Source organism: Streptomyces sp. 35G-GA-8 (genome assembly GCF_023534745.1).
Lineage (GTDB): Bacteria > Actinomycetota > Actinomycetes > Streptomycetales > Streptomycetaceae > Streptomyces.
On the sequence record NZ_JAMHJQ010000006.1, the window covers coordinates 537,775 to 551,098 of the forward strand.

A 13,324-nucleotide genomic window follows, 5' to 3' on the forward strand; every position below is an offset into this window, starting at 1 on the left:
GGACCGTGATGTTCCATCGACCCCCACGCCGACCGTCCGCCGGCCGACGCCGAATACCGTCGGCTCTCGCCTCGGCCCTCGTGGCCACCCTCGCCCTCCTCGGGGCGTTCCTGACACCGGCCGTCACCGCGCAGGCCGCCGACCCCGCCTACAAGGTGCTCGTCTTCTCCAAGACGGCGGGCTTCCGCCACGACTCCATTCCGGCCGGTACCCAGGCCATCCGTGATATCGGCGCGGCCAACAACTTCACGGTCACGGCCACCGAGGACGGCGCCGCCTTCACCCAGGCCAATCTGGCCCAGTTCAAGACGGTGGTGTTCCTCAGCACCACCGGCGACGTGCTCAACGACTCCCAGCAGTCGGCCCTCCAGTCGTACCTCGACGGTGGCGGCGGCTATGTCGGCGTGCACGCGGCGGCCGACACCGAGTACGGCTGGCCGCAGTACGAGGGGATCGTCGGCGCCTGGTTCAAGAGCCACCCGGCGATCCAGCAGGCCACGCTGAAGACCGAGGACCGGGCCCACGCGGCCACCGCCCACCTCGGCCAGACCTGGTCCAGGACCGACGAGTGGTACGACTACCGGACCAACCCGCGTGCCAATGTGCGCGTGCTCCAGAGTCTCGACGAAAGCAGCTACAGCGGCGGGACGATGGGCGGCGACCACCCCATCACCTGGTGCCACCCCCAGGGCAACGGCCGGTCGTTCTACACCGGTCTCGGCCACACCGCCGAGTCCTACGCCGACCCCGCCTTCCGCTCCCTGCTCCTCGGCGGGATCCGGTACGCGGCGGGCTTCGCGAAGGCCGACTGCCGGGCGGAGAGCGGCTACACCCCGATCTACAACGGCTCGACCACCGGCTGGTCGCAGGCCGGTCCCGGCAGCTTCACCAACACCGACGCCACCCTCACCTCGACGGGCGGCATGGGGCTGTTCTGGTACCGCGCGAAGGAGTACAACGCCTACTCCCTCAAGCTCGACTGGAAGATGCAGGGCGACGACAACTCCGGTGTCTTCGTGGGCTTCCCCGCCTCCGACGACCCCAACTCGGCGGTGAACCAGGGGTACGAGATCCAGATCGACGCCACCGACACCGCCGACAGAACCACGGGCGCTGTCTACGGCTTCAAGTCGGCGGACATCGCCGCCAGGGACGGCGCGCTCAACCCGCCGGGGGAGTGGAACGGCTACGAGATCCGGGTGGAGGGGGAAAGGCTCCAGGTCTTCCTCAACGGTGTGAAGATCAATGACTTCACCAACACCGACCCCGCCCGGTCCCTGGCGCAGGGCCACATCGGCATCCAGAACCACGGCGCCGGCGACGATGTGTCCTTCCGTAACATCCGGATCAAGGAACTCGGCGGCACCGGCACGCCACCGTCGACCTTCGAGGGCGAGTCGTACACCTCGTCCTTTGGGGTGCAGCCCGCCGACCACGCCTCCGCCAGCGGCGGCAGGACCCTCGGCTATATCGAGAACGGCGACTGGGCCGGCTACTCACAGGCATCGCTCACCGGGACCAGGACATTCACCGCGAAGATCTCCTCGGGCGGTGCCGGCGGCACCATCCAGGTCCGCTCCGGATCAGCCACCGGACCAGTGCTCGGCTCACTGGCCGTACCGAACACCGGCGGCTGGGAGAACTTCCGTACCGTCTCCACCGCGCTGACCGGTACCCCGACCGGACCGGTCTTCCTGACCTTCACCGGCGGGGCCGGCTCCCTCTTCGACATCGACACCTTCACCCTGGAGAAGCAGGCGGTGACCGCCGCCCTGTCGTCCAATGTGCATCTCTTCTACTACCCGTGGTACGGCAGTCCGGTGAAGAACGGCAGCTACCGCCACTGGCAGCAGGGCGGCCGCACCCCGCCGCAGGACATCGGCGCCGACCTCTACCCGAAGCTGGGGGCGTACGACTCCGGTGACTTCGCCGGGGCCGTCGCCCAGCACATGCGCTGGGTCAAGCAGTCGGGCGCCGGTGTCATCGTCTACAGCTGGTGGGGGAGGGGCGGTTACGAGGACACCCTCGCCAAGGGCGTGCTGGACGCCGCCCAGCAGCAGGGTGTCAAGGTGGCCTGGCACATCGAGCCGTACACGGGGCGCACCGCGGCCTCCGTCGTCTCCGACATCCAGTATCTCAACTCCACCTACGGGAGCCATCCCGCCTACTACCGCGACGCCGAACACAACAACCGCCCGGCCTTCTACATCTTCGAGAGCCTGAAGATCACGGACTGGGCCGCACTCGACCAGGTCACCCAGAACAACACGGTCCTGGCGCAGACCACCGACACCTCGAAGATCGCGCACTTCTCGGGGCTCTACACCTACGACGGCATCGCGGGCGCCACCGCCCCCGGCTGGAAGCAGGCCGGTGACTACGCCAAGGCCAACGGTCTGATCTGGGCGCCCTCGGTGGCACCCGGCTATATCGACGACCGCGCGGTACCGGGCAACACCACCCCCACGGTCGGCCGGGACAACGGCGCGGCCTACGACAAGCAGTGGAACAACGCGCTCGACCCGGCCATCGGCGGATCGCCCACCTGGGTCTCCGTCACCTCCTTCAACGAGTGGCACGAGGGCAGTTCGATCGAGCCCGCGGCCGCCAACCCGCCCGCCGGTTTCGGCTACCAGACCTTCTCCGGCGCGTACGGGAAGACCGGCGCCGAGGCGGAGACCGCCTATCTCGACCGCACGAAGTACTGGGTGGGCCAGTTCGACGCACGGCGCGTGCGCTGACGCCCTGACCCGCTGATCCGCCACCCCCTGTCCGCCGCGCGGCGGACACCGTACGGGCCCCGGCATCCCGCCGGGGCCCGTACGGGCTTAAGACAGCGGCTATACGCCTGCCACCCGGCCGTGGTGATCACGTCGTCTTCCGGCCACCCCCTCCTGCGAGCCTCCACAAATGCTCGCCCTGAACGCTGATGTGGACCCGAACCGATGCCGGACGCTGGGGCTCGCGGGGTCCGTCGCGCTCACCGTCGGCGGGCTGACCGCGGGCGCGCTGCCGGTACGCGACGCGCTGCTGCCCTCCTCGGGCCGGGCCGCCCTGGGTGTGCTCTNCCCTGAACGCTGATGTGGACCCGAACCGATGCCGGACGCTGGGGCTCGCGGGGTCCGTCGCGCTCACCGTCGGCGGGCTGACCGCGGGCGCGCTGCCGGTACGCGACGCGCTGCTGCCCTCCTCGGGCCGGGCCGCCCTGGGTGTGCTCTGCGCGTACTTCGGCCTCGTCCTGCTGGTCGCGGCATGGTGGTGGCTGGGCCGCGCGGTACGCCGGCCCCGCCCGCCCGCGCCCCGGGAACTGCTGGTGACACTCGGGGTCTGGGCCGCGCCCCTGCTGATCGGACCGCCACTGTTCAGCCGGGACGTGTACAGCTATCTCGCACAGGGTGCGATGGTCGACGCGCGGATCGATGTGTACACCCATGGGCCCGCGCAGCTGGGCGGCCCGCTCGCCACCGAGGTCGCGCCCGTATGGCAGCACACCCCCGCCCCGTACGGCCCGGTCTTCCTCGCCATCGCCGCCAGGGCCTCCGACCTCGCCCATGTCGACATGTCCGCCGGGGTGTTCGGCATGCGGCTGGTCGCGCTGCTCGGGGTCGCGCTGATGATCGTCTTTCTGCCGTCGCTCGCAGACCGCTGCGGCGTCGACCGGTCCGCCGCGCTCTGGCTCGGCGCGCTCAACCCCCTCGTACTGCTGCACCTCATCGCGGGAGCCCACAATGACGCCCTCATGCTGGGCCTGCTCGGCGCCGGACTCGTGGCGGCTCTCGGCGGCTGGCCTGCCAGGGCCGCGGTGCTTGTCGCGCTCGCCGCGCTGGTGAAGGCGCCCGCGGCGCTGGGGCTGCTCGCGGTGGCGGCGCTGTGGTCGGGCCGGCTCACCGGCCGGGCGCCCACGGTCAGAGCCGCCGCCCTCACCTGCGTCATCGCCCTGGCCACCACCGCCGTGGTGACGGCCGCGACCGGCACCGGCTATGGCTGGCTCAGCACGCTGTCCACCCCCGTATCCCCCGACAACTGGTCACTGACCAGCGCACTCGGCCGGCTCAGCGGTGCGCTGCTGGACGCCGTGGGCAGCGGACTCGCCGACCGGGCCGTACCGGCGTGGCGATTGTTCGGTCTGCTGGCCACCGCCGCGGCCGTGCTGGTCCTCTGGCTGCGCCGGGTGCCCTTGGGGCCCGTCTACGCGCTGGCGCTGAGCCTGCTCGCGGTCTTCGCGCTCGGCCCGGCCTTCCGGCCGTGGTACGCGCTGTGGGGGCTGTTCCTGATCGCCGCCGCCGCGCCCGACGGACGGGTACGGCGCTGGGCCGCGGGCGGCAGCGGAGTCCTCGCCCTCGCCTTGCTGCCCAGCGGATCCCCACCGGACGCCATGCAACTGACACTCGCCGTGGGCGGCGGAGCGCTCGCCCTGATCGCGCTGTACTGGATGTTCGAGATGTCCGACTCCGGCACGGTCCACTCCCGGACGCGGGTGGCGTCATGAGGTGGCCGCGCTCCATCCTGACCCGCACCGGTGGACGGCCGGCCCTTGCGGCGCTCCTCGTCCTGGCCACCGCCGTCTTCCTGGCCACCGTTCCCCTGCACCGCGGCTTCTTCGACGTCGGCGTCTACTACGGCACGGTCAACGACTGGATCCACCACGACGGCCGGATCTACGACTACCTCCGGCCCGGTACGCACTACGGCTTCACCTATCCGCCCTTCGCCGCCGTCGTCATGCTGCCGATGGCTCTGGTCTCCTGGCATGTGGCCATCGCCATCAGCACCGTACTGAGCGTCCTGGCCTCGGTGCTGCTGCTGCGCTGGCTGGCCGGTCCTGCCGTGCGGCGCCTGGCCGGGCGACGCGTGGCACCGGGCCGTGACGGAGAGCCGGTGCGACGGGAGCGGCGACCGTGGTTCGTGTTCGTCGTGGCCGGGTGTCTGTTCGCCCTCTTCGAGCCGGTCCGCGACACCTTCAGCTTCGGCCAGGTCAATCTGCTGCTCGTCGCGCTCGTCTTCGCCGACGCGCGGCTGCTCGCCACCGGGCGCGGCCGGTACGCGGGCATCGGTATCGGGCTGGCCACCGCGATCAAGCTCACGCCCGCGCTGTTCATCGGCTATCTGCTGGTCACCGGCCGCCGACGGCAGGCCGCGGTGGCGACGGGTACGGCCGGCGCGGCCACCCTGCTCGCCGCCCTGGTCGACCCCGGCGCCTCCCGGGCCTTCTGGACCGGCGCCCTGTGGGACACCGACCGGGTCGGCTCGCTCAGCTATGTCTCCAACCAGTCGCTGCAAGGTGTCCTGGCCCGGCTCCAGCCGGAGCATCCGAGCCGGCTGGTGTGGCTGGTGTGCGTCCTGGCCGTCCTCGCCGTCTGGGCGTACCGCTCCCGCGCGGCGGTGCGCGACGGCGACGACAGGACCGGATTCGCCCTGACCGGCCTCGCCGCCTGCCTGGTCTCCCCCGTCACCTGGGTGCACCACCTGGTCTGGCTGGTGCCGGCCCTGCTCGTACTGACGGACTCCGCGCTGAGCAGGAACCCGGGCGAGCGCAGGCGGCCACTCGCGATGTGCGCCGCGCTGTATGTCGTCCTGTGCAGCAGCGTCGTCTGGCTGTGGCGCTGGGACTCGACCGGCCTGGACGCGTTCCTCGGCGCGAACATCTATGTCTGGATCACCCTCGGCCTGCTGTTCGTGGTCGCGAGCCCGGAGAGGAGCGCGCGCTCGGCGGCCGCGCCGGGCACCGTGCGGCTGCGGGGGGCTCCGACCGCAGTCGTCACCGACGGGGTGGCCGCCACTCGATCAGCAGGAGTGTGGCGTCGTCGCGCAGTTGATCCTTCTGGTGATCCAGGATCGAGTGGATGATCCGGCGCAGCGTCTCGGGGGCCCGCTCACCGGCCGCCGCCCCCCGGATGATGGAGTCGGTGAAGCGGCGGAGCCCGAGCCGGCCTCCGCCCTCGATCCTCGCCTCCGTCACCCCGTCCGTGTACAGCAGCACCCGGTCGCCGGGTTCGAGCAGCGTTTCGTAGGCCGCGCGCGGAGCCGTGGAGAACTGCGCGGGCAGCCCCATCGGAGGCTGTTCGGGCCGCTCCATCGCCGCGTCGAGCACCCGCTGCCCCCGGATGAGCAGCGGCGGCGGATGGCCGCAGTTGCACCAGTGGAGGACCCCGTCGGCCAGGTCCAGCTGCGTGATGACACCGGTGCAGTACTGGTCGGGCAGCCACTGGCCCAGCGCCTGGTCGATGGTGTCGACGAGCTCGGGCAGTTCGGCTCCCGCGCGGCGGGCGTTGCGGCAGCCCGCCACCGCCACGGTGGTCGTCAGCCCGGAGGCCAGATTGTGGCCCATGGCGTCGAAGATCGCGGCGTGCAGGGTCGACGTGGTCAGCGAGTGATCGAAGGCGTCACCGCCGATGTGGTACGCGGGCTCCAGCACCGCGGTCGACACGGCGTGGTCGTTGCCGATGGTCCGCGGTGGCAGCAGCGCGCGCAGCATCTCCGCGGGCAGATCCATGGGCTCGGTGCGTGACTGCCGCGCGATGGTGTCGCTGTAGGCGCGCTTCGAGGTGATCGCCATCGCGAGCACGGACGCGAGCATGCGGCAGCGGCGCAGCCGGGTGGGGTCGAGCGCCATCGTCCGGATACCGAGGATGCCGAGCCGCTCCGCTCCGTCGACCAGCGGCAGCCAGGCCATGAGCCCTCCCTCGGGGCTCTCCTCGACACGGAGCTCGATCGTGCGATAGGCCCACCCCGGGGTCGAGGTGTCCAGCGCGATGGTGGGCGGTCCATGCGTCAGCGGGGTCAGATGCCGCTGCTGGAGGTCGACGAGATAGATGACGATGTTCTCCACGCCGAGCAGCGGCGCGCACCGGTCGACCAGGGCGGGCAGATCCATCGGCGTCACGGTGTGGACCTCGGCGAGCAGCGTTTCGAGCAGTCGCTCCGCGCCGCCGGGTATGTCGCCGGGCGTGGGAACGGGAGCGGACGTGGGCGCGTGCGCCGGAGCGCGAGCGGGCGGGTGCGCGGGAGGGGGCGCGGCCGCGAGTGCGGGATCGTCGCCGGGGGCGGGGGATCCGGTCGCCATCACCGATCACCTCCTCCTCTGAAGTCTCACACCGCCGCCGCGGTTCCGCCCGGCCGGACAGGGCGCGGATCCCGTGCGCCGGCCGCGGACGAGAGCGCTCCCCGCTTTTGCGGGTATACGTACGACGGGCCCGAGGGGCATCCGTGCGACGCGATGGGCAGGTGAGCAGAGTGTCCGATCACTTCCGGACCTTCAGGACGTCATCCCAGGAGCGGGGCCGCGACGAGGACAAGATCGCTGAGCGGGAAACGGCCAGGTCACGACCGGTGCGGGCCGGACGGGCATGGCGGAGGGGCGCCATGGCGGCATCCATAGGGCTGCTGGCCTTCGCGACCGCGGCGTGCGGCGGCGGTGGCGGCGGATCCCCGGCGTCGGCGCCCGAGGGCTCCGGCGGACGCGCCTCCTCGGCCCCGTCCGCCTCCGCCCCCGTGGAGAGCGGCGGGGACGGGGCCCCGAGTGTGTCCAGCGCGCCGCCCTCGTCCAAGGCCCCGGTCCAGTCGGCGCCCCCGGCGGGACAGAGCGTCACGGGGCAGGCGGCCGCCGCGTCGTCGCGGTGTACGGCGGATCAGCTGGGGCTGAGCCTGAGCGCGCCGGACGTGGGCGCCGGCAACATCCGCTACGACCTGCGGCTCGTCAACAAGGGCGCGGGCCCGTGCGCGCTGCGGGGCTTCCCCGGCGTCTCGCTGCTCGCGGGTGACGGCGCGATCATCGGCAAGCCGGCCACCCGCGAGGGCGAGCAGCTGCCCGCCGTGACGCTCGCTCCCGGAGGTACCGCGGATGTCACCCTGCACACGCTGAACAGGGGCATCAAGGGTTCCTCCTGCTGGGCCGCGCCCAGCCTCCTCAGGATCTATCCGCCCGGCTCCAAGGACGCCATGACGCTGCGGACTTCGAAGCCGGTCGTCTGCGGCGACACCTTCACCGTGACGGCGGTGCGCTCCGGCTGAGCGGCCCGGGCCCGGTCGACGGAGCCGCCCGAGCGGCCATGGCCCTCAGACCTGGCCGAAGAGCTGCGTCCAGTAGGTCCCGGCCGGTCCGCCGCCCGCGAAGCCGACTCCCAGGTGGGTGAAGTCGGGCTTGAGGATATTGGCCCGGTGCCCAGGGCTGTCCATCCAGCCCTGGACCACCTCGCGCGGATCGCGCTGGCCGCAGGCGATGTTCTCACCGATGCCCCGGTGCGCGGCCCCCGCGGCGGCGGCGCGGTCCCAGGGCGCGAGCCCTTCCGGTGAGGTGTGCGAGTAGAACGCGCGCGCGGCCATGTCCGCGCTGTACGCCTGCGCGGCCGCCGCCAGTTCTCTGTCGTCGGCCAGCGGACGGAGCCCGGCGCGGGTCCGCTCGGCGTTGGTGAGGGAAAGGACCTCCGCGGCCGTCCGCAGCAGACCCGCCGCGGTGAACGGTGCCGCCCACAGCGCCGTCCAATAGACGTCCCCGGAGCGGGAGTCGTGGTGATGGGCGATGCCCGCGTCCGTCAGCGCCGGGTCGTGGAGCGGCCGCCGGGTCGCCCCGTCGGTCAGGCAGTAGTCGATGAACTCGGCGGCGGTACGCGGACCGGAGACCAGTTGCTGGTCGATACGGAGATAGCGGTAGCCGCCCGCGGTGATCCGCTGGAAGACCGAGAGACCGCCGGGGTCCTCCACGCTCAGCCGCCGCTGTCCGGCCATCACCGCCGCGTGGGCCCGCGCGGCGGCCGAGAGCCGCCCGTCCAGGGTCACGGGCGCGAGACCCGCCCCGAGCCGGGCGGCCCGGACGAGCCCGACGAACTCCGCCTCCATACCGCTCGCCGGAACAGCCGGCACCGCGACGGCCGGCGGGGGACCGGCAGACGCGGGAAAGGCAGACGCGTGAACGGGCGGTGCGGGAACGGGCGATGGCGCCCCCTGGCCGGGTGACGGCGATACGGAACCGGTCGCCTCCTCCGCGACCTCGACGCCGAAATCACGGGCGATTCCGGCCAGTCCGTCCGCGTACCCCTGACCGAGGGCGCGCAGCTTCCAGGTGGCGCCGCGCCGGTAGATCTCCGCCAGCAGCAGCACCGTCTCATGGGTCGGGCGCGCGGGGGTGAACCGGGCCAGGACGCGTGCGCCCGCTCCGGCGACCGTCAGTACGGGGACGGGCAGCCGGCCGAGGGGGGTGCCGGGCTCGGCGGGGCTGACCACCACGGTGACCCGGCTCGCGCCCGCCCGCAGCCGCCGGGGATCCACCCCGATGCCGTCGGCGCGCAGCCGGGCACCGGGGGCCGACGGCTGGTTGTAGAAGACGAAGTCGCCGTCACCGGCGACCTTCCCGCCGTCACCGGTGATCAGTACGGAGAGATCGAAGGGGCCCGCGACCCGGAACCACAGCTCCGTGTCCGGCAAGGGCATGTTTCCGCCGGGGACCAGCTCGTTCATCAGTACCGTCCGTCCGGCTCGGGATCGGGTCGGGGCGCATCGGCCCGGTGTGACGCTGTCCAGGGAACGTCGCGGGAGGGCCCGACGGTTCCGCACGGGCGCGAGGGTCGCGCACGGGGGAGAATGGGAGCGGAACGCGGGACTCCGCCGAGGCCGGGACAGGAGAACGGGTCCGTCGGCCCTGGTGCCGATGTCCGTGCGTGGGAACGTGCAGTCCACTCAGGAGCTGATCATGACTGTCACCCAGCAGCCTGCTCGCGCGTCCGGAACGTTCCTCCTCGGCGGCGATCTGCCGGTCACCCGGCTCGGCTACGGCACCATGCGGCTGACCGGCCCCGGCATCTGGGGAGACCCCGAGGATCCGGCGGAGGCCGTGCGGGTCCTGCGCCGCGCCGTCGAGCTGGGTATCAACTTCATCGACACGGCCGACTCGTACGGTCCCTTCACGGCGGATCTGCTGCTCAAGAAGGCGCTGCACCCCTACCCCGACGATCTGGTGATCGCCACCAAGGTCGGATTGACCCGCACCGGGCCCGATGAGTGGGTCCCGGTGGGGCGTCCGGAGTATCTGCGCCAGGAGGTCGAGCTGAATCTGCGTCATCTCGGCGTGGAGCGTATCGATCTGCTCCAGTTGCACCGCATCGACCCGAAGGTGCCGTTCGACGAGCAGTTGGGCGCGCTGGTGGCGTTGCAGGCCGAAGGCAAGATCCGGCACCTCGGACTGAGCGAGGTCTCCGTCGCCGAGCTGGAGGAGGCCGGGAGGATGGCGCGGATCGTGTCCGTGCAGAACCGCTTCAACCTCGCCGACCGCGCGGCCGAGGACGTGGTGGAGTACGCGCGGACCCAGGGGCTGGGTTTCATCCCCTGGTTCCCGCTGGCCACCGGCGCCCTCGCGGCCGCGGACAGCCCGCTGTCGAAGATCGCCGCCCACCGAGGCGCGGCGCCCTCACAGCTGGCCCTGGCCTGGCTGCTGCGGCGCTCGCCGGTCATCCTCCCGATCCCGGGCACCTCCTCGGTGGCGCATCTGGAGGAGAACACCATCGGCGCCACCCTCGAACTGACCGATGACGAATTCGAGGCGCTCTCCCGCGCGGCCGGCTGAGTCGTGCTCGCGCTCAGTCGTGATTGTGGGTGGAGGACGTATCGGCCGGAGGGATGGTACGACCGCCGTCCCTCCCGCTGAGGACGACCGCCAGGATCGCGACGGCGACGGCGGCCACGGCGAGACGTCCGACGAACCGCAGGGACCAGCCCGACCAGCCGCGAAGGCCCGCGCCACCGGTGCCGGGGCGTGACAGCCGCTCGGATCGGCGGGCCGGGCGCAGCAGCCGTACGAGCAGCAGGGCCGCGATGGGCAGTTGCAGCAGCCAGACCGAGGTACGGAACCACCCGTCGTACCAGACGTTCGTTCCGTACAGCAGGGTGTGCCAGACGCTCAGGATGTAGACGACGATCACGAAGCGGTGCAGGACACGCCAGGTCTTGGGGCCGATGCGATGTCTGACATAGAAGAGCAGCCCCAAGGGAATGGCCAGATACAGGGCGGCCTGGCCGATCGGCATCGCGATCTGCCCCGTGCCCGAGTCGTAACCGCCCGGCACGAACGCCTCGATGAAGGCCGTCCACAGCCGTGAGTTCCACCGCGCGGTGTCGTGCCGTACCAACTCGGCGGCGAACAGCAGGGCGTGCGCGGCGATCAGCGCGATCGTGTTGAGGCTCGTCGTGCGGTGCAGCTGCTCCAGCCGGGGCCCCGACAGCGGCAGCCGCTTCGGGCGGGGCCCGGAGAGCAGCAGACCGAGGATCACGGTGCCCCACGCCCACAGCAGCGCCGACCAGCCGAAGGCCTGGCTGAGGAAGTACATCCAGAAGCCACCCGCGTCCGCCATGAAGGGCATCACGGACACGGTCGACGAGGTCTTCGCCCGGATCCGGGCGTAGAGCAGCGCGAAGATGGCGGCGGTCACCACCAGCGCGATCAGACCGTCGGGGACCGAGGCCCTGAGGTCGGACCGGAGGGTGGACCGGGGAGTCCGCCGGTCCTGGGTGGTGTCGGGCTCTTCGGCCGATGTGGCCGATGTGACCGATGCGGCTGGCGCGGCCGGTGCGGCCGGCTCGCTCGGCTCGGGGGCGGCGGACGCCGGGGACGACTTCATACCGGAGCAGTCGGCCGCCGGACACGGAAAGTTCCCGCCAATGTCATGTGACATGGATCACATCTCTTGGTGTCGTTCTATAACGGGCGAACCATCGACGTATCCGGATCACAAGCTCTTTTCCTCGGCTCGGCTCCGGGTGACACGATGTCAGCCATGGGAGCCGGGCCCGCATTCCGCCTCACACGTGCCGCGACCTTCGCGGTCGTGTGCGTAGCGGTGTCCGGTCTCGGCCATGCCCTGCGCTCCGAAGCCCCCTTGCCCCGGCCCGCGTTGGCCCTCGCCCTGGTGGTGGCGGGCGGCGCCGGATGGTGGCTGGCCGGGCGGGAACGCGGGGCCGCCGCCATCGCCGGGGCGAGCGCGCTCGGGCAGCTCATCCTGCACACCCTGTTCAGCTGGACCCATACGCTGCCACCACCCGCCGGGACGGCGCCCGCCATCGGCGGTCCGGGCGAGGGCCGTTCCGGCACGGCGATGGCGCACGGTCACTCCGGGATGAGTGAGGCACCGCCGGATGTCATCGCCCAGGTCCTGGCCTACGACGGCCATTCCCTGACCTCGGGCATGGCGATGGCCCATGTTGTCGCGGGGCTGCTGTGCGGCTGGTGGCTGTGGCGCGGCGAGTCGGCGGTCATCCAACTGGGCCGCACACTCACGCTGTTCGTCGCCGCTCCCCTGCTGCTCGCCTGGCGGGTGCTGACCGGCGGCGTGCTCGCCCCGCCGCGCACCAGGATCCGGACACCGGGCAGGCCGCTCCGCGGACCGCGCCCGCTCGTCCTCCTGCGCGGCATCACCCGCCGGGGTCCGCCCGTCCTTCCGTCCCTCCGCTGACCCTTCGTCCGTCCGCGCTGTGCCGCACGCGACCGAGGGTCCCTCAGGCACGTACCTGTGCCTGTTCAGGCATGCCGGTCGCCCTGGCGCGGGGGACCGGCCACCGAGGGAGCCGCGCGGACCCCCGCGTCCGGCGTGGCCCCGCGAGGACACGAAGGATCACCCGCCATGTGCCCTGCTCCGACGATGAATCCCCCTGCCCGCGTCATGAGACTGGCCGCTCCCCCCACTACCCCCACCCTGTCCCGGGCTGCCCCGGAGGTCCGCTCACGGGGCGTCAGATCCACACACCGCGATCTCCAGATCACCGCCTGGGCGCTGGCCGCGGGCACCGGCGACCGCGAGGCCGCCGAACGGTTCGTGCACGCGACCTACGACGACGTACGCCGGTTCGTCGCGCATCTCAGCGCCGATGTGCCCGGGGCCGACGATCTGGCCCAGGAGACCTATCTACGGGCACTGACCAGCCTGGCGAAGTTCGCCGGCCGCTCCTGCGCGCGCACCTGGCTGCTGTCGATAGCGCGGTGTGTGGTCATCGACCGCTACCGCGGCGCCGCCGCCCGCCCCCGGCTCGCCGACACCACCGACTGGCAGCACGCCGCCGAGCGCGTCCAGCCGCGCCATCTGCCCGGCTTCGACGAGGGCGTCGCGGTGTTCGACGCGCTGGGCGCGCTGGACCCGGCACGGCGGCAGGCCTTCGTACTGACCCAGGTGCTGGGGCTCTCCTACGCCGAGGCCGCCGACGCCGCGGGCTGTCCCGTCGGTACGGTGCGTTCCCGCGTCGCGCGGGCGCGCCGGGACCTCACCGCCGTATGGCTGGCGGACCGTGACCCCGGGCTGCTGCCCGTTCGCGCGGCGTCCCGGTAACGGACGGCCCGGTCCGCGCC

10 protein-coding genes are annotated in these 13,324 nt (G+C 72.0%); 7 read left to right on the forward strand and 3 right to left on the reverse strand.

Annotation, left to right across the window (positions count from 1 at the left end; translation table 11 throughout):
• Positions 1–8 precede the first annotated feature (8 nt).
• The 3 genes from M1203_RS16585 (at position 9) to M1203_RS16595 (ending at position 5,847) form a co-directional block, all read left to right on the forward strand.
• Positions 9–2,741, forward strand: a complete 2,733-nt coding sequence (locus M1203_RS16585) for a ThuA domain-containing protein (protein WP_249950464.1) — start codon at positions 9–11, stop codon at positions 2,739–2,741.
• Positions 2,742–3,082: 341 nt separating this feature from the next.
• Complete coding sequence (gene mptB, locus M1203_RS16590) at positions 3,083–4,489, forward strand: polyprenol phosphomannose-dependent alpha 1,6 mannosyltransferase MptB (RefSeq protein ID WP_374403134.1); 1,407 nt, start codon at positions 3,083–3,085, stop codon at positions 4,487–4,489.
• The gene (locus M1203_RS16595; RefSeq protein ID WP_249950465.1) at positions 4,486–5,847 is read left to right on the forward strand and encodes a glycosyltransferase 87 family protein; all 1,362 of its coding nucleotides are present in this window, start codon (positions 4,486–4,488) and stop codon (positions 5,845–5,847) included. The genes mptB and M1203_RS16595 overlap by 4 nt, the downstream gene beginning before the upstream one ends.
• On the opposite strand, the gene M1203_RS16600 is transcribed toward M1203_RS16595, so the two are convergent.
• Positions 5,759–7,063 (reverse strand): PP2C family protein-serine/threonine phosphatase, encoded by a 1,305-nt coding sequence (locus M1203_RS16600; RefSeq protein ID WP_249950466.1) that lies wholly within the window; start codon positions 7,061–7,063, stop codon positions 5,759–5,761. The genes M1203_RS16595 and M1203_RS16600 overlap by 89 nt on opposite strands.
• Before the next feature lie 299 nt (positions 7,064–7,362).
• On the opposite strand from M1203_RS16600, the gene M1203_RS16605 reads away from it, so the two are divergent.
• Positions 7,363–8,010 carry a DUF4232 domain-containing protein gene (locus M1203_RS16605; protein WP_249950467.1) on the forward strand — a complete coding sequence of 216 codons (648 nt, stop codon included), beginning with the start codon at positions 7,363–7,365 and terminating at the stop codon, positions 8,008–8,010.
• Positions 8,011–8,055: 45 nt separating this feature from the next.
• Here the strand turns inward: M1203_RS16605 and M1203_RS16610 are convergent, their stop codons facing one another.
• Complete coding sequence (locus M1203_RS16610) at positions 8,056–9,453, reverse strand: CAP domain-containing protein (protein ID WP_249950468.1); 1,398 nt, start codon at positions 9,451–9,453, stop codon at positions 8,056–8,058.
• Positions 9,454–9,685: 232 nt separating this feature from the next.
• Between M1203_RS16610 and M1203_RS16615 the strand changes: the two genes are divergently transcribed.
• Entirely contained in the window at positions 9,686–10,555 is an 870-nt protein-coding gene (locus M1203_RS16615) for an aldo/keto reductase (RefSeq protein ID WP_249950469.1), read from the forward strand.
• A 13-nt stretch (positions 10,556–10,568) separates the two neighbouring features.
• On the opposite strand, the gene M1203_RS16620 is transcribed toward M1203_RS16615, so the two are convergent.
• Positions 10,569–11,606: a ferric reductase-like transmembrane domain-containing protein gene (locus M1203_RS16620; protein WP_249950470.1), complete on the reverse strand. Its 1,038-nt coding sequence runs from the start codon at positions 11,604–11,606 to the stop codon at positions 10,569–10,571.
• 156 nt (positions 11,607–11,762) lie between these two features.
• Between M1203_RS16620 and M1203_RS16625 the strand changes: the two genes are divergently transcribed.
• Together M1203_RS16625 and M1203_RS16630 are read left to right on the forward strand one after the other, a co-directional pair.
• Positions 11,763–12,437 carry a hypothetical protein gene (locus M1203_RS16625; RefSeq protein WP_249950471.1) on the forward strand — a complete coding sequence of 225 codons (675 nt, stop codon included), beginning with the start codon at positions 11,763–11,765 and terminating at the stop codon, positions 12,435–12,437.
• A gap of 186 nt (positions 12,438–12,623) precedes the next feature.
• Positions 12,624–13,304: a sigma-70 family RNA polymerase sigma factor gene (locus tag M1203_RS16630; protein WP_249950472.1), complete on the forward strand. Its 681-nt coding sequence runs from the start codon at positions 12,624–12,626 to the stop codon at positions 13,302–13,304.
• Positions 13,305–13,324: the final 20 nt, after the last annotated feature.